General features: G+C 59.9%; 14 protein-coding genes. 10 read left to right on the forward strand and 4 right to left on the reverse strand.

The window, feature by feature from the left end:
• The first annotated feature begins 20 nt into the window (after positions 1–20).
• The 3 genes from PG5_RS06235 to PG5_RS06245 are packed head-to-tail and all read left to right on the forward strand — an operon-like array spanning position 21 to position 2,868.
• Positions 21–944, forward strand: a complete 924-nt coding sequence (locus PG5_RS06235) for an ABC transporter permease (RefSeq protein WP_042955250.1) — start codon at positions 21–23, stop codon at positions 942–944.
• Complete coding sequence (locus PG5_RS06240; RefSeq protein WP_020796254.1) at positions 941–1,738, forward strand: ABC transporter permease; 798 nt, start codon at positions 941–943, stop codon at positions 1,736–1,738. Before PG5_RS06235 ends, PG5_RS06240 begins: the two co-directional genes overlap by 4 nt.
• A gap of 41 nt (positions 1,739–1,779) precedes the next feature.
• Positions 1,780–2,868 carry an ABC transporter ATP-binding protein gene (locus PG5_RS06245; RefSeq protein ID WP_020796255.1) on the forward strand — a complete coding sequence of 363 codons (1,089 nt, stop codon included), beginning with the start codon at positions 1,780–1,782 and terminating at the stop codon, positions 2,866–2,868.
• Positions 2,869–2,896: 28 nt separating this feature from the next.
• Here the strand turns inward: PG5_RS06245 and PG5_RS34120 are convergent, their stop codons facing one another.
• Entirely contained in the window at positions 2,897–3,295 is a 399-nt protein-coding gene (locus tag PG5_RS34120; RefSeq protein ID WP_141195463.1) for a hypothetical protein, read from the reverse strand.
• A 212-nt stretch (positions 3,296–3,507) separates the two neighbouring features.
• Between PG5_RS34120 and PG5_RS06250 the strand changes: the two genes are divergently transcribed.
• The 6 genes from PG5_RS06250 to PG5_RS06275 all read left to right on the forward strand — a co-directional run bounded on the left by PG5_RS06250 (position 3,508) and on the right by PG5_RS06275 (position 9,818).
• Positions 3,508–4,176 carry an ABC transporter ATP-binding protein gene (locus PG5_RS06250; RefSeq protein ID WP_020796257.1) on the forward strand — a complete coding sequence of 223 codons (669 nt, stop codon included), beginning with the start codon at positions 3,508–3,510 and terminating at the stop codon, positions 4,174–4,176.
• Position 4,177: 1 nt separating this feature from the next.
• A complete protein-coding gene (locus PG5_RS06255) occupies positions 4,178–6,649 on the forward strand; it encodes an ABC transporter permease (protein ID WP_020796258.1) in 2,472 nt (823 codons plus the stop codon).
• Positions 6,639–7,712, forward strand: coding sequence for a lipocalin-like domain-containing protein (locus PG5_RS06260; protein WP_020796259.1), 1,074 nt, complete (start codon positions 6,639–6,641; stop codon positions 7,710–7,712). The genes PG5_RS06255 and PG5_RS06260 overlap by 11 nt, the downstream gene beginning before the upstream one ends.
• A 117-nt stretch (positions 7,713–7,829) precedes the next feature.
• A complete protein-coding gene (locus tag PG5_RS06265; RefSeq protein ID WP_020796260.1) occupies positions 7,830–8,072 on the forward strand; it encodes a hypothetical protein in 243 nt (80 codons plus the stop codon).
• Positions 8,073–8,204: 132 nt separating this feature from the next.
• Positions 8,205–8,786 carry a hypothetical protein gene (locus tag PG5_RS06270; RefSeq protein WP_020796261.1) on the forward strand — a complete coding sequence of 194 codons (582 nt, stop codon included), beginning with the start codon at positions 8,205–8,207 and terminating at the stop codon, positions 8,784–8,786.
• Positions 8,787–9,140: 354 nt separating this feature from the next.
• Complete coding sequence (locus tag PG5_RS06275) at positions 9,141–9,818, forward strand: type 1 glutamine amidotransferase domain-containing protein (RefSeq protein WP_020796262.1); 678 nt, start codon at positions 9,141–9,143, stop codon at positions 9,816–9,818.
• Between the two features lie 107 nt (positions 9,819–9,925).
• Here PG5_RS06275 and PG5_RS06280 read toward each other — a convergent pair whose 3' ends face one another.
• From PG5_RS06280 to PG5_RS06290, 3 genes are all read right to left on the reverse strand, one after another.
• Entirely contained in the window at positions 9,926–11,305 is a 1,380-nt protein-coding gene (locus PG5_RS06280) for a VOC family protein (protein WP_020796263.1), read from the reverse strand.
• A gap of 111 nt (positions 11,306–11,416) precedes the next feature.
• Positions 11,417–12,373 carry an alpha/beta fold hydrolase gene (locus tag PG5_RS06285; RefSeq protein WP_020796264.1) on the reverse strand — a complete coding sequence of 319 codons (957 nt, stop codon included), beginning with the start codon at positions 12,371–12,373 and terminating at the stop codon, positions 11,417–11,419.
• 21 nt (positions 12,374–12,394) lie between these two features.
• Entirely contained in the window at positions 12,395–13,846 is a 1,452-nt protein-coding gene (locus PG5_RS06290) for an NAD(P)/FAD-dependent oxidoreductase (RefSeq protein ID WP_020796265.1), read from the reverse strand.
• Positions 13,847–14,037: 191 nt separating this feature from the next.
• Here PG5_RS06290 and PG5_RS06295 point away from each other — a divergent pair, with 191 nt between their 5' ends.
• Entirely contained in the window at positions 14,038–15,111 is a 1,074-nt protein-coding gene (locus PG5_RS06295; RefSeq protein WP_020796266.1) for a diguanylate cyclase, read from the forward strand.
• The last annotated feature ends 208 nt before the right edge of the window (positions 15,112–15,319 follow it).

Genomic DNA, 15,319 nt, shown 5'->3' on the forward strand with positions numbered 1-15,319 from the left:
GCCGCGCGGAGGTGGTCCCCATGATTTCAGACAAGTTGAAGACTTCGCCGTCGGAGCTCTCCGATAACGCGCGCGCCGAAACGCGCCGCGCCACCAGCAAGAGGGGGTGGCGCTTACCGTGGTTTGGCCTTTGTGTCTCGATGCCGATCCTGATCTGGCAATTGATTTTCTTCGTATTGCCGCTGGTGTTTCTGGTGGCCATCAGCTTTTGGCTGGTACGCAATTTCCGGATGGTGCCGACGTTCGAGTGGCAGAACTGGAGTTACATGCTCAGCCGTGGCTTCTTCTGGGATGCGTACGTCCACACCCTTGCAATGGCGGCGGGTGCCACGGTTCTGGTCAGCCTGGTGGCTTTTCCCTGCGCTTATACAATCGCCTTCAAGTTCCGCGAGTCGGCAAAGCAGTTGCTGGTGTTGCTGCTGGTCACACCGTTCTTCACCAGCTACCTGGTGCGCACCTATTCATGGCAGGTGTTTCTCAGCGACAACGGTATCTTCAACGCCGCGCTTGGCCTGGTCGGCCTGGAGCCCTTTGCCATGCTGAACACGGCGTTCGGCACCTATGTCGGCTATTTCACGCTATGTCTGCCATTGGTGATCTTGCTGCAATTGTTCAGCCTGATGTACGTCGACCGCTCGTTGATCGAGGCCGCGCACAACCTCGGCTGCGGACGATGGCGAACGGTGTTGCTGGTGGTAGTGCCGTCGGCGCGGATCGGTATCGTCGTCGCGGCGCTGTTCTGTTTCATACTGACGTTCGGCGATTTTGTAAGCCCGCTTTATCTGGGCGGTGGTCAGCCGCCAACCCTGAGTACGCTGATCACTGACACCACCAAGTCCGGCCAGCAATGGCCACGGGCGGCGGTGATCGCAACGATGATGATCGCGACGTTGCTCCTCTCGGCTTTTGCCGCGGTTCGCTTCGCTTACCGGAGGCGTGCATGAACGAGCATCGGATGATCAATTTCTTGCTGCGCAGTTTTGTCGTACTGGTGTTCATCTTCATCTTCATGCCCATTGCCGGCAGTTTCGTGTTCTCGTTCAACAACGACCGCTTCCCTTCCTTGCCACTGGGCAGCTTCAGCCTGCACTGGTACGAGACGATCGCCTCCGACCCGGCTGTGTGGCAGGCCTTCAGGAACAGCCTCGCGGTGGGTGTGGTCGTGTCGCTGGTATCGACCGTACTCGGCTTCACTGCGGCTTACACGGACTTTCGTTACGGGTTCTTCGGCAAGTCAATCTACATGGCGCTCGCGCTACTGCCGCCTACCATTCCGGTGGTGATCATGGGGCTGGCGATGTTGGCTTTCCTGTCGCGAATCGGGCTTTCCGGCGAGATTTACGCCGTGATGATCAGCCACATCGTGATGTGTGCCCCCTTCGCAATGGCGGTCATCCGGATGCGTCTGGCGCAGATGGACCCCAACATCGAGGCTGCGGCCTGGAACCTGGGGGCCAATCAGTGGAAGGCCATGCGCTATGTAATCTTGCCGTTCACGGCGCCGAGCATTTTCGCCGCGCTGTTCGTGACCATGGCCGTTTCCTTCGATGAGTTCGCTGTCGCCTGGTTCGTATCGGGACTCAACGAGACGGTACCGGTGCGCATCCTCAACACCTTGCAAGGGCAGGTGAGCCCGACCATCAACGCGATCGGCACGATCGTGTTCATCACGACCATGACCCTGGTGATTCTCGCGCAATTGCTGTTGACGCGTCGGCGCAAGCCCGCGAGTGCCTGATACCACCCTTGAAAAATCATCTGGACACGAAGGATTCAGACATGACTCAACCGCTGGTGGTATTCGACAACGTGGTCAAGCATTTCGGCAGCTACCAGGCTGTCGAGCGCATGAACCTGGAAATCCATAAAGGTGAGTTCGTTGCGATCATGGGATCGAGCGGCTGTGGCAAGACCACGACTCTGCGCATGCTCGCGGGGTTGGATAAGCCCAGTGAAGGGGAAATTCGCCTTAACGGTGAGCGCATAAACGATCTCTACTCCTGGGACCGGGAGACGCCACTGGTCTGGCAAAACCTCGCACTCTTCCCGTTTCTGAACGTGCTGGAGAATGTCGAATTCGGCCTGCGCATGAGAGGAATGGCCAAGGCAGAGCGACGCAAGAAGTCGCTTGAATGGCTTGAGCGACTGGGATTGCAAGAGTTTGCCACGCGCGACATCAGCCTGCTCTCCGGTGGCCAGCGTCAACGGGTGGCGCTGGCGCGCTCGCTGGTCACCGAACCGCCAATCCTGCTGCTCGACGAGCCGCTGAGCGCACTCGACGCTCATCTGAGTGTGCGCATGCAAGGCGTGCTGACTGGACTGCAGAAGGACCTGGGTATCACCTTTGTCTACGTCACTCACAGCCAATCCGAAGCCTTCGCAATGGCCGATCGTGTGATGATCATGAGTCGAGGTCGGGTCGAACAGATAGGCACGCCGCAGGAGGTTTTCCTTGAGCCTCACAATCGCTTTGTTGCCGAATTCGTTGGCGGTAAAAACATCCTTGATGCCACTGTCGTTGGCTTCGACGATAGCGGGCTGGTTTGCCTGGATACCGAGCACGGTGGATTCCTGGCGCGGCTACCGGAGGGTAAAACGGTTGTTCCCGCTGAGCGCGTTACGGTCTGCGTAAGCGCCGAGCATATCGACTTGACCGCGCAGCCTACGCGACGTAACCGGTTGAACTGCACCGTCGTCGGTGAAGAGTTCATCGGATCGATGGTCAACATCTATCTCGAAGCCTGCGGCGGGATTGAGTTGCAGGTGCAGAAACGGCATGCCGATTACAACTTGCTTGGCGTGCGCTCCGGGCAAAAAATCTTCGCCGAGTGGGAGGGGGCGCATGCGCTGATTCTGCGCGGGGACTGACTCGTAGGCTTGCAACCAGGCACTCGGGCTAAAACAGCCGGGTGATTTCATTCAATATCCGATCCTGGGTTTGAGTGCTTGGCCTTTTGCGATAAGCCACTGCAAAAAATGCAACGCCTTCATAGTCGCAGCGAATCGAAAAAGTCATGCCTTCACGCAACCCATAGACTGATCTTTCTCCTGCTTCAACAAAATATCTCGCTTTTGTCAGGGCCGCTCTGGCGCGCTGCAGACAACCAGTTTGGCTAAGTGAGTGTTGTAGCCAACTCGTCGTGATGCGCACAGACGACGTTTCGCTGTCATCGATAGGGGGCCGAGTTATTTCATTGGCGGCTTTCTCATCGCTGGTGCAAGCAGTCAGCCCCATTGAGATAACACCCAGAAGAAAAACAGATCGAGCTCTCGAATGCTTGAGTGGATTTCGCATCGTGGGGCGTACCTGTGACGATTTGCAATGAATGAAGGGCAATCACTAACGTAATAGCGGGTTTATGATCTTTTGCTACCCGGGTTCAGTAATTGCGACGAGAAGCGTCGTTCGGTTTCATTCGAAACGGCCGCGCAGGGCCGCAATCGGCAACGGACAAAAACCATTGCGGGCCGCTATCCTTGGCCCACGCTCATTGAACGGGTTCTGCCATGCTTGAAGTCCAGGATGTCTTCAAAAGCTACGCCACCCCACAAGGCCCGTTGCCGGTGCTGCAAGGTGTCAACCTGACCCTCAAGCCCGGCAGCAGCCTGGCGTTGATGGGTGAGTCGGGCAGCGGCAAGAGCACCTTGTTGCACTTGATCGCCGGGCTGGACAAGGTCGATCGCGGCAGCATCCGCAGCGGTGAACATCGCCTGGAGCAGATGAGCGAGGGGCAACTGGCGAGCTGGCGGCGCACTGAGATTGGCCTGGTGTTCCAGCAGTTCAACCTGATCGGCAGTTTGCGGGTGGAGGATAACCTGGCGTTTCAAGCACGCCTGGCCGGGCGCCATGATCCACGCTGGCAGGCGCATCTGGTGCAGCGGTTGGGCTTGAATGATTTGCTGCGGCGTTATCCTGAACAGCTTTCCGGCGGCCAGCAACAACGGGTCGCATTGGGCCGCGCACTGGCGTCGCAACCGAAACTGCTGCTGGCCGACGAGCCTACCGGCAGTCTCGATGAAGCCACCAGCGACGAAGTGCTGAAGTTATTGCTGGAGCTGCTCGATGACAGCCCGACGACCCTGCTGATGGTCACGCACAGCCCCAGCGTGGCAGCCCGCATGGCTGAAAAGGTGGTGCTGCACGGCGGCCGGCTGGCGCCCGTGGACGAACGCTGAGATGCGCATTTTTCGTGAAACCCTGCGCGCACTGCTCAGCCATTGGCGGCAGCACCCGGTGCAGTTTTTCAGTGTGCTGACCGGGTTGTGGCTGGCCACCAGCCTGCTCACCGGTGTGCAAGCGCTGAACAGTCAGGCGCGGGACAGCTATGCCAGGGCCAGTCAGCTGATCGGCGGCGAACCTCAGGCCAGCCTGAGTGAACCCGGTGGCGGGACCTTTTCCCAGCAGCTGTTTGTTGACCTGCGCGGTGCCGGCTGGCCGGTGTCGCCGGTGTTGCAAGGACGGCTGACGCTCAAGGGCCACGAGGATCAGCGCCTGCAACTGATGGGCATCGAGCCCGTGTCGCTGCCGGCCGGCTCCGAGGTGGCGGGGCAGGCACTGGCCATCGAACAGGTCGTGGAGTTTTTCACCCCGCCAGGCAGTACCTGGATCGCGCCGCAGACCCTGCAGGCGTTGGGATTGGCGCCGGGCGAGCGGCCGCAGGCGTTGAACGGCCAGGCATTGCCGCCCCTGCGCGCCGAGGCTGACATGGCGCCGGGTGTGCTGCTGGTGGATATCGGTTTTGCCCAGCAGATACTCGGTTTGCCCGATCAGCTATCGCGCTTGCTGCTGCCCAAGGATTTCACCGCGACACTGCCCGATTCGTTCAAGGGCCAACTTCAACTCAAGACCAGCGGCGAAGAAAATAATCTGGCGCGCCTGACCGAGAGCTTTCACCTGAACCTGGACGCCTTGGGGTTTCTGTCGTTCGTGGTCGGCCTGTTCATCGTGCACGCCGCGATCGGCCTGGCGTTGGAACAGCGTCGAGGTTTGCTGCGGACCCTGCGCGCTTGCGGCGTCAGCGCGCGGATGCTGATCGCGTGCCTGACTGTCGAGTTGGGCGCTCTGGCCTTGATCGGCGGCGTGGCGGGTGTCGTCAGCGGTTACCTACTGGCCAGCGTGTTGCTGCCGGATGTCGCCGCCAGCCTGCGCGGGTTGTACGGTGCCGAAGTGGCGGGGCAGTTGAGCCTGAGCCCGCTGTGGTGGCTCAGCGGTATCGGCCTGGGCCTGCTCGGCGCCGCGCTCGCGGGAGCCAACAGTTTGTGGCGTGCAGCGCGTTTACCGTTGCTGGCCCTGGCCGACCCCCAGGCCTGGCATCAGGCCCATGCGCGCTGGCTGCGCCGCCAGGGCTGGGTCGCGGCGATTGCCTTGGGCATCGCGTTGCTGGCGTTGTTGCGCGGTGACAGCCTGGCCAGCGGATTCTTGCTGATGGCCACGCTGCTGCTGGGCGCAGCGTTAGCGTTGCCGGTGGTACTCAATGCCGTGCTCAATGGGCTGACGCACCACAGTTCGACGGTACTCGGTCAGTGGTTTGTCGCCGATTGTCGCCAGCAACTGCCGGCCTTGAGCCTGGCGCTGATGGCGTTGTTGCTGGCCCTGGCAGCCAACATCGGTGCCGGCAGCATGACCGCCGGTTTCCGCCACACCTTCAGCGACTGGCTGGAACAGCGGCTGACCGCCGAGCTTTACCTCAATCCACAAAACCCGACCCAGGCCCGGGAGATGTACGGCTGGCTCCAGCAACAACCGCAACTGACGGCGGTGTTGCCCAACTGGCAGGTGTCGATTCAATTGCAGGGCTGGCCGGCGGATGTGTTTGGCGTGATCGATCATCCGACCTATCGCCAGCATTGGCCGTTGCTTGAGGCCGTGGGCGACAAGCCTTGGGACAGCCTGGCGGCGGACGACGCGATAATGCTCAGCGAGCAACTGGCGCGGCGCTTGAAGGTCAGGCTCGGCGATCAGGTGGCGATTGCCACGCCCAACGGTCCCTGGTCGCCACGCATCGTAGGGATCTATGCCGACTACGGCAATCCCAAGGGCCATCTGCTGGTCAACGTCAATCACTTGCTGCGTGGCTGGCCGCAACTGACACCGAATCGCTTCAACCTGCGTATCGAGCCGGCATTGATCACGCCGTTCGTGACCGCGCTGCAAGCGCGTTTTGCCCTGGAGGACAGTCGCATCGTCGACCAGGCCCGGCTCAAGGGCTGGTCGACGCAGGTGTTCGAGCGCACCTTCGCCGCCACCGCCGCGCTCAATAGCCTGACCCTGTGCGTGGCGGGCGTGGCGTTGTTCATCAGCCTGTTGACGCAAAGCCAGAGCCGTCTCGGGCAGTTGGCGCCGTTGTGGGCGCTGGGCGTGACGCGCCGCCAACTGATGCTGCTCAACCTCGGGCAAACCTGGCTGCTGGCGGTGCTGACGTTGGTATTGGCGTTGCCGCTGGGCATTGCGTTGGCCTGGTGCCTGGACACCGTGATCAACGTCCAGGCGTTTGGCTGGCGTCTGCCGCTGCGGGTATTTCCCTTGCAATTGCTGCAGCTGATGGGGCTGGCGTTGTTGGCGACCTTGCTGGCGTCGGCGTGGCCGCTTTATTCGCTGTATCGCACACAACCGGCGGACCTGCTGAGGACCTTTGCCCATGAGGATTAAGCGTTGGGCGTGGCTGGTCGTTGCGTTGCTCGCTGGTTGCGATCAGCCGGCGCCGGTCGAGAAGGGTTTTGCCGGCCTCGGCAATCAAGCGACCGCCTTTACGCCGGTGGTGCCCGGTAGGGTGTTCAGCTTCCCGGCGGATCACGGCCCTCATGACGGCTTTCGCATCGAATGGTGGTACGTCACCGCCAACCTCAAGGATGAGCAGGGACGCGAATTCGGCGTGCAGTGGACGCTGTTTCGCAGTGCCTTGAAAGCGACACCCGAGGCGACTGGCTGGGCGAGCCAGACGATCTGGCTGGGCCACGCGGCGGTGACCTCGGCCTCGGTGCATCACGCCGCCGAGCGTTATGCCCGCGGCGGCGTAGGGCAGGCCGGCGTGAGCCTTGCGCCCTTCAATGCGTGGATCGACGACTGGCGTTTCAGCAGTCAGGCAACGGGGGCCGACCCGTTGGCCGATCTGCAACTCAGTGCCCGTGACAAGGCGTTCAGCTATCAACTGCGACTGACCTCGAATGGACCGCTGGTGCTGCAAGGGGACAAGGGATTCAGTCAGAAATCCGAACAGGGCCAGGCTTCCTATTACTACAGCCAGCCGTTTTTCCAGGCCAGCGGCCTGCTTGAGATCGACGGCGAGCGTTTCCAGGTCCGTGGCCCCGCGTGGCTCGACCGGGAATGGAGCAGCCAGCCCCTGACCGCCAACCAGAGTGGCTGGGACTGGTTTTCCCTGCATCTGGACAGCGGCGACCAGGTGATGCTCTATCGCATGCGGCAAAAAAGCGGCGAACCTTACCTGACCGGAACCTGGATCGACGCCCAGGGCCAGGCGCAAATGCTCAGCGCCGACGACATCCTTCTCACTCCACAGGACACCGCCAAGGTGGCCGGGCGCACGATGCCGGTGCGCTGGTCGATCCGGATCCCCGGCAAACACCTTGATATCGTCATCAGCGCCCTGAATCCCAAAGCCTGGATGGATCTGCGCATTCCCTATTGGGAGGGGCCGGTGCGGTTGAGCGGCAGCCATGGTGGGCAGGGGTATCTGGAAATGACCGGTTATTAGCGTCTAAAGATCGCAGCCTGCGCCAGCTCCCATGGGAAATCGCATTGCGTGCAATCAACCGGAACTCCGCCCGGCGTCCACCTCTCTACCGTACGAACACCCCCGCAGGAGCCCGACATGCGCGAAGACCTCACACCGCCCGACCTTGACGCGTGGCAGCGCCTGTTTGAAGACGAGGCCTATTGGCAGCAGTCTCCTGACTCCTATTACATGGACTTGCAGCGCCTGGCTGACGATTTGCTGGGGCAGGGCGCCATAGATCTCGAACAATGGCAGGCGCTCAAGGCCCGGGCGGAGCAATCCCACAAGGACTCACCGGCGATCAACGTAACCCGGGAGCTGGATGATCCTGACGCATGACCGCCAGCGGCGAATCGACCGTACAAGAAACTGCGAACACTCCCGGATCAGCGTCTATGCTCATCCCGCACACGGCGTTTGATTTTGTATCGGCGCCGTTTGTCGTCATTCATCACAGGGAATGTTCTGCCTATGAAACTTCATGCACTGACCAAAGCTGTCACCCTTGCCACCTTGTTGTCCGCTGCCAGCCTCAGCGCCGTTGCCGCAGATATCCCGTTGTCTGCCGTCGTGGAGGCTGATCAAATCAGCACCAAAGTCGTGTCGGTCGATGCCGCCAAACATCAAGTGGTGCTTGAAGGGCCGGAAGGTCGTCAGGTCCACGTGCAACTGACCGAGAAGGCAAAAAACCTCGGCCAGCTGAAACCCGGCGATCAGGTCGATATCAAGGTCACCCGCTCCGTCGCGGCCTACCTCGACACCGATGTCGACAAGGGTTTGCCGGGCAGCTCGGAGCGTGCCGGCGAAGCCCGCAATGCACCTGGTAGCGTGCCTGGCGGCGAAGCTTATCGTCAGGTTCAAGTCCAGCTGCAAATCACCGACATCGACCTGAAGAAAAACCAGGTGTCCTTTAAAAACCCCGCGGGGCAGACCAAAACCATCACTGTCGAAAAACCGGAAGTTCAAGCCAAGTTGAAGGACCTGAAAGTCGGACAAAGCGTTTACGTTACTTACACCGACATTCTGCAGGTGACCAGCAAGTCCGGAAGTTGAGTGATTTTTCACTGATTGTTCCTATACAACTTTTGTGTGGGAACAATCAATTTTGGCCGAACTGGTGGGTTTAAATTGTTGGTTTTAATGGAATTTAAATCGACATCCAATCGAATATGTATCGGCAAATTTCATGTTTAAATCGCGGACATATCCATAAACATCTATTAAAATACACCCCGTTCGCCCAGTGTCAGGGTTCTTTACCAGTGCATGGATTGCCGAGGCCATAGCGCTGGGCGAACACTTTTTCAAAGTACGACTGCACTTTCAATCGAATGAGGGGCGCGGGCTTAAACTTGTAACTAAGTGTTATATGTTGTGCTTGCAGTTCCGAGATGGAGTGACGACGACATGAAAATCCTGATGGTTCTAACGTCCCACGATCAGTTGGGTAACACCGGCAAGAAAACCGGCTTTTGGCTGGAAGAATTCGCTGCGCCCTATTACGTTTTCAAGGACGCTGGCGCGCAACTGACCCTGGCCTCGCCCAAGGGCGGCCAGCCCCCGCTGGACCCCAAAAGCGACGAGCCGGATGCGCAAACCGATGCCACCCGACGCTTTCGCCAGGATCCGGCGGCTCAATCCGCATTGGCCTCGACCGTCATGCTGGGCACGGTGAAGGCCGGGGACTACGACGCAATTTTCTATCCAGGCGGCCATGGACCGCTCTGGGACCTGGCGGAAGACCTTGATTCGATCGCCCTCATCGAAGCGTTCTACAACGCCGGCAAGCCGGTCGCGGCCGTTTGTCATGCGCCCGGTGTATTGCGCCATGCCAAGGACGCCGACGGCCAGCCTCTGGTCAAGGGCAAGAAAGTGACAGGGTTTACCAATAGCGAAGAAGAAGCGGTGCAACTGACCAAGGTCGTGCCGTTCCTGGTGGAGGACGAGCTGAAGGCCAAGGGCGGGATTTTTTCGAAGGGGCCTGATTGGGCGAGCTACGTGCTGACCGATGGCCTGCTGCTGACGGGGCAAAATCCAGCGTCTTCACAGGCCGCGGCCGAGGCTTTGCTATCAAAATTGAAATGAACATCCTGTAGGAGTCCGGCTTGCCGGCGAAGGCGCCCGATAGGCCACGCCATGCTTAAGGACGCCTTCGCCGGCAAGCCGGCTCCTACAAGGGTCGTCAGGTTAGTTTAGTGACTCAGGGCGGCCAGGCACTGCTCGATCGAGCGCTGTTGCGTTTGTGCATACAACTGCAGTTCATCAATCGTCGAACGCCCCAGGGCTTTTTCGAACGCCTGCTGGTTGGAGTGCACGCCGTAGTGGGTTTGCGCCGCATCGCCCAGGTTTGACTGAAAGATCCCGGCCGCGCTCACCGGCAGGAAATCCTCGTAGACCAGCGGTTCAACGCGCAGATACCCGCCGCTGACCAGATCTTCGAGCGTCATGGTTTTCAGTTCAGCCGCAGCCAGGCCTTTTTCCGTCACAAAGTAGCGAAAGAACGCCAGTTCCTGTTGGCGCATGCCCTCATAGGTGTCGGGAAACTCGCTGAAGTGTTGCGCCATCAAATCGTTGTAGCGGGCGGCATTGGCTTCGTTGGGGAAGTCCTTGAGTTCGTCCCGGGCGGCATTGAGCAAACGGTCGTACAGCGCCCGGCCCTTGGGCGTCAGTGCGGCACCGCGTTGTTCGATTTCACCGAACCGGGCGCTGTGGCTGCCGCGAGTGTCGGATTGATCGGTGAAGGCAACGGGCTCGTCAAGCGCCTTGAAACTGGTCTGGCGCAGCAGGATTGGGCACTGGCGGCGGGGCGGGCCTTCGATCACCGCTTTGGGGGTGATGCCGTGCACTGGCATCTGCGCCTGCACAATGTCGATGTCCAGGGTGCGTGGCGTCAGGTGATTGATGTGCGGTCCCTTGAACGCCACCACATCGGCAATCAGGCGATGCTGGGCGCTGAGTTTCTGATACTGCTCGGCGGTGACGGTGGCGCTGTGGTGCCAGCGGAAAGTTTCCAGGGCCTGGTCGACGAACTCATCGGCCTCTTTTTCGCTGAGGCCGCCTTGGGATTCGGCGCGTTCGATCAGCGTAAGGGCGGCGGCGGTGAAGATCGAACGCTGATCCAGCACCGACTGGGCAAAGGCCCGCAGCTCCAGGTCTTCGATCAATTCCAGGCGTAGCAGCGAGGTGAACACCCGGAACGGGCTGACCTGCAAAGACGCTTCATGCACCGCGCGAAACGCCGTGGAATGCACTGGCACCCCGGCCGGAGTCAGGTCGTAATAACCCACCGGCTGCATGCCCATGACCGCGAACAGGCGGGCGAGGGTGGCCAGTTCTGCGGCGGTGCCAACGCGGATTGCACCATGACGCTCCAGGTCCAGGCGCTCGATTTCGCCGGTGCTGTTCAACTGCTGGGCCACTTGCGGGTCGTTGTCCAGCACGTGACGGTTGGTCTGTTCCACCAGTTCCATCAGCGCGCCATACAGCGGCACTTCTTCGCGGTACATGTCGGACATCGCTTTGGAGAAGCGTTGGCGGATCAGGTCGGGGCTGATGAAGCTTGGCTGGCTCATGAACAAAATTCCTGGCGCGTTGACGAGAAGGATGGGCGAAAAGATCGCAGCCTTCGTCGACGCCGGCAAACGAAGTTTCTGACGGACTTCATTCTGCAAAGGACTGCCAGTTCAGTGCAGTCGTTGATCCTGAGGGCTTTCCGAGCGCAGCGATGCCAAAAACTCCCGATACAGGCGTGCCGAACCGGCGGGTGCTTCGAGCATCGGCATGTGCCCGATGCCTTCCCATATTTCCACCCGCAGGTCCGCCAGGCCCTTGCTCCAGATCGCCACGCTGCTGACATCGATCAAGCGATCCTTGCGCCCCCAGAGCAACAGTGCCGGCGCCTTGATCGCTGGCAGCCTGGGTTCCATTGGCGGGCTGGCGCGAAAGTCGCGGAAAATTTCTTCCAGTTCGTCACGCGACTGTTGGTAGCGATGGGCGACGGCATCCAGCACCACGCGCGGCACCCAAGGTGGTTCGGCCATGGTCATGCCATAGAAGTATTTGAATTCTTCCCGTGAGTGGATCAGGAACGGGTTGTGGCCCCTGGCCAAATGCCGCTCCAGGTCACTGGGTTCTGGCGCGGTCACCCCGGCAGGGTCGAACAGGGCGAGCGAGGCAATGCGCTCCGGATAGTTGGCCGCCAGCCAGGCTGCGATGTAGCCGCCCATCGAGTTGCCGATGACATGGACCTTATCGACCCCGCAGACATCGAGCAGCTGGATCATGCGTTTGGCTTGCAAGGGAATGTCATAGCCGCCACCCGCCTTGAAGCCGGTTTCGCCATGGCCGGCGATGTCGGGGATGATCACCCGGTAGTTGCCGACAAAGTGCCGGGCAAAACGCAGCCACAGGTTCTTGTCGGCACTGAAGCCGTGGAGCATCAACACGTTGCTGGACGCCTCATACGGCCCGCCTTGCCAGGTCGAGACGGTCATTTCGGCGATGGGCACGACGATCTTGTGCAATTTGTACAACTTGGCTTCGACGGCCACGCTCAAGTCGTACAGCCAGTACCCGATGGCCGGGTAGCTCAACCAGCTCCAGGCGGCAAATACCGCGATAGCGACAACCAGTAAAAGCATCAGCGTCTTCCTTCTATCTGATCAGGACACGATGTGGTCCGCCGGTTTCAGGGTTCGGGTCAAGCGATGAAAGCTGAAACTGAACCCGGGAAACATGGCAATCACATGACCGCTCTTGCTTTGATACCAACTGTGGCAGCCTCCTGACTTCCACACTGTGCGTTTCATCTCTCTATGGATCATTTCAGTGTAGGTACGTTCTGCCTCGGGGCGTACTTCGATGCTGCGCAAACCGCGTGCTTTTATCGTGCGGATGCAATCGAGGATGTAGTTCATTTGCGATTCGATGATGAACAGTGCTGATGTGTGGCCGATTCCAGTGTTCGGCCCGGTGACGATAAACAGGTTGGGGAAGGCCGGCAGGCTGGTGCCGAGATAGGCGCGCGGATATTGTGCCCAGACGTCCTTGAGGCAGATGCCGTTTTTTCCCGTGACGGGGTAGGAAATCACCCCGTCGGTAGCGTCGTAACCGGTGGACCAGACGATCAGGTCAAGGTCGATGTGCTGGCCGTCCTGCATGAGGATGCCGGTTTCATCGATGGCCTTGATGCCCTGTTCGCGGCTGTGCAATGTCACGTTGGTGCGACACAGCGCGGGGTAGAGCGTGCTCGACAGAATTACCCGCTTGCAGCCGATCGTATAGTCGGGCGTCAGTTTACGCCGCAGTTCGGCGTCCGGCACTTGGCGTTTGAGAAAGCGCAGTGCCTGATGCTGCACCATGCCGATTGCCGGCTTCGAGTATTTGAAGGCAATCACCCGGGTTTCAAATTGCCAGTAGATCATCCAGCGCAGCAGCTTGTAGGCCGGCTTGAGGCCGAGCAACCAGCGCTGGAAGCGGCCGAAGGTGCGGTCAGCCCTTGGCAGTACCCAATGCGGCGTGCGCTGGAATACATGCAGGTGCTCGACATCCGGGGCTATCGCCGGAATCACTTGGGCTGCGCTGGCGCCACTGCCGACGATGGCCACACGCTTTTGCCGGTAGTCGTAGGAATGATCCCAATTGTTGGTATGAAAAGATTTGCCGCTAAAGCGTTCCTGACCTTCGAAGTGTGGGATCACCGGTTGGCTCAAGGGACCGGTGGCATTGATCAGGAACTGTGCATAAAAAGCGCCCTTGGTGGTGTGAACCGCCCAGCGTTTATGTTCTTCGTGCCATTCGACATGCTCGACATTGGCCTGCAGCTCCACCTTGTCCCGCAGGCCGAAGTGCTCCACCACGTAGCGGGTATAGCGGTGCAGTTCAGCCTGTTCGGCGAACATCTGCGTCCAGCGGTAGGGCGCGAACGACAGCGAATAGAGTGGCGAGGGCACGTCGACTGCGGCGCCCGGGTAGGTATTCTGGCACCAGGTGCCGCCGAAGAAATCCCGACGTTCCAGCAGGCGAAAATCGTCGATTCCGGCCTTGAGTAAATTGATCGCCGCGCACTGGCCGCCAAAACCGCTGCCGATGATCAGCACTTCGAAGGTGTGCATGGGTCTCCTTTTCAACGTTGTGATTCAGTCCTTCACTTCATGTATAGCCGTTTCTGCAGGTACAACGATTTGCAGGCGACGGGAGTTCGTCCCGCCAGCCGGTGATGGCTATTTGCCGTTGCCCTGTTAGACTTCGGGCACACCCTGCAATCGCGGTGTGAACAGGTTCGTTCTGTGGTGCAGAGGTCCCAATGGGAAAGACGGGAGGAAAAGGACTTTCACTGGCCAAGAGGCTCTACACATCGCGCATCCTTGGCCTGGTGTTAGGTTTGATCTGCGTGAGTGTGGCGATGTATCCCCTGGACCCGGCACCCTGGGTATGGGGGGTGATGCTGTTCAACGGCTTGCTTTGGCCTCACCTGGCCTATCTGTGGGCGCGACGTGCCAAGGCCGCTTATCACGCCGAACACCGCAACTTGTTGATCGATGCCTTTATGGGCGGCTTCTGGGTCGCCGCCATGCAATTTAATCCGCTGCCCAGTGCCACCACCTTGTCAATGATGGCCATGAACAACGTCGCCATCGGCGGTTTGCGTTTTCTCCTGGTGGGCAGTGTGGCGCAGCTACTCGGCGTGTGCGTCGGCTGGTTGATCTTCACCCCGGCCTTCATTCCAGAAACCAGTCAGCTGCAGCTTTACGCCTGCTTGCCCTTGATGTGTTTTTATCCCATCGCACTGGGCTGGATCTGCTATCGCCAGGCCTATACCCTCGGCAGGAAAAAGCGTGAACTGCTGGCCCTGAGCCGCACCGACAGCCTGACCGGCCTGCTCAATCACGGCGCCTGGAAGGATCAGTTGGAGATTGAATTCCAGCGCTGCCAACGCCAGCAGCAGGGCGGGGCCATTGCCCTGATCGACATCGACCACTTCAAAAGCATCAATGACACCTACGGCCACGTTGCCGGTGACATCGTGCTGCGGCAACTGAGCAAGATGCTCAAGCAGAACCTGCGGGTGAGCGATGTGGCCGGGCGTTATGGCGGCGACGAGTTCTGCGTGATTCTTCCCGACCTGCCCCTGGGCAGTGCAGCTGCGGCCATGGACGCCTTGCGCGACCGCTTCGCGACCCTGGGCTACGAGCAAAACCCGTCACTGAAAGTCAGCTTGAGCATCGGCCTGGCAGCCTTCGACGTACGCCACGCTGACGCGACCCTGTGGCTCAACGACGCTGACCAGGCGCTCTATGAGGCCAAGACCACGGGGCGTAATCGTGTTATCTGTAGCAGTAATGACCGGCCTCACCACGAGTTGCTTGACTCGGTCTGACCTTCTGCGCCGCCCCCTGTAGGAGCTGGCTTGCCAGCGATGACGACCTGAGAACCGAGCAATCTCTCGTGGCTATACTTGATCTATTGTGGGAGCTGGCCTGTCGGGCCGCCGCATCGCAGCGAAGGCGGCCTGAGAGCGGACCTGTGTTTTGTTGACTGTGTACATATCCATTGCTGCGGTAACGACGGCTTATGGTTTCGCCCTT

The sequence above is a fragment of the Pseudomonas sp. G5(2012) genome (assembly GCF_000408945.1).
In the GTDB taxonomy this organism is placed as follows: domain Bacteria; phylum Pseudomonadota; class Gammaproteobacteria; order Pseudomonadales; family Pseudomonadaceae; genus Aquipseudomonas; species Aquipseudomonas umsongensis.

Excerpts from the sequence above, each read along its gene's own strand:
- PG5_RS06235 (WP_042955250.1), top strand. The coding sequence starts at position 21 with ATGATTTCAGACAAGTTGAAGACTTCGCCGTCGGAGCTCTCCGATAAC.
- PG5_RS06240 (WP_020796254.1), top strand. The coding sequence starts at position 941 with ATGAACGAGCATCGGATGATCAATTTCTTGCTGCGCAGTTTTGTCGTA.
- PG5_RS06245 (WP_020796255.1), top strand. The coding sequence starts at position 1,780 with ATGACTCAACCGCTGGTGGTATTCGACAACGTGGTCAAGCATTTCGGC.
- PG5_RS34120 (WP_141195463.1), bottom strand. The coding sequence starts at position 3,295 with ATGCGAAATCCACTCAAGCATTCGAGAGCTCGATCTGTTTTTCTTCTG.
- PG5_RS06250 (WP_020796257.1), top strand. The coding sequence starts at position 3,508 with ATGCTTGAAGTCCAGGATGTCTTCAAAAGCTACGCCACCCCACAAGGC.
- PG5_RS06255 (WP_020796258.1), top strand. The coding sequence starts at position 4,178 with ATGCGCATTTTTCGTGAAACCCTGCGCGCACTGCTCAGCCATTGGCGG.
- PG5_RS06260 (WP_020796259.1), top strand. The coding sequence starts at position 6,639 with ATGAGGATTAAGCGTTGGGCGTGGCTGGTCGTTGCGTTGCTCGCTGGT.
- PG5_RS06265 (WP_020796260.1), top strand. The coding sequence starts at position 7,830 with ATGCGCGAAGACCTCACACCGCCCGACCTTGACGCGTGGCAGCGCCTG.
- PG5_RS06270 (WP_020796261.1), top strand. The coding sequence starts at position 8,205 with ATGAAACTTCATGCACTGACCAAAGCTGTCACCCTTGCCACCTTGTTG.
- PG5_RS06275 (WP_020796262.1), top strand. The coding sequence starts at position 9,141 with ATGAAAATCCTGATGGTTCTAACGTCCCACGATCAGTTGGGTAACACC.
- PG5_RS06280 (WP_020796263.1), bottom strand. The coding sequence starts at position 11,305 with ATGAGCCAGCCAAGCTTCATCAGCCCCGACCTGATCCGCCAACGCTTC.
- PG5_RS06285 (WP_020796264.1), bottom strand. The coding sequence starts at position 12,373 with ATGCTTTTACTGGTTGTCGCTATCGCGGTATTTGCCGCCTGGAGCTGG.
- PG5_RS06290 (WP_020796265.1), bottom strand. The coding sequence starts at position 13,846 with ATGCACACCTTCGAAGTGCTGATCATCGGCAGCGGTTTTGGCGGCCAG.
- PG5_RS06295 (WP_020796266.1), top strand. The coding sequence starts at position 14,038 with ATGGGAAAGACGGGAGGAAAAGGACTTTCACTGGCCAAGAGGCTCTAC.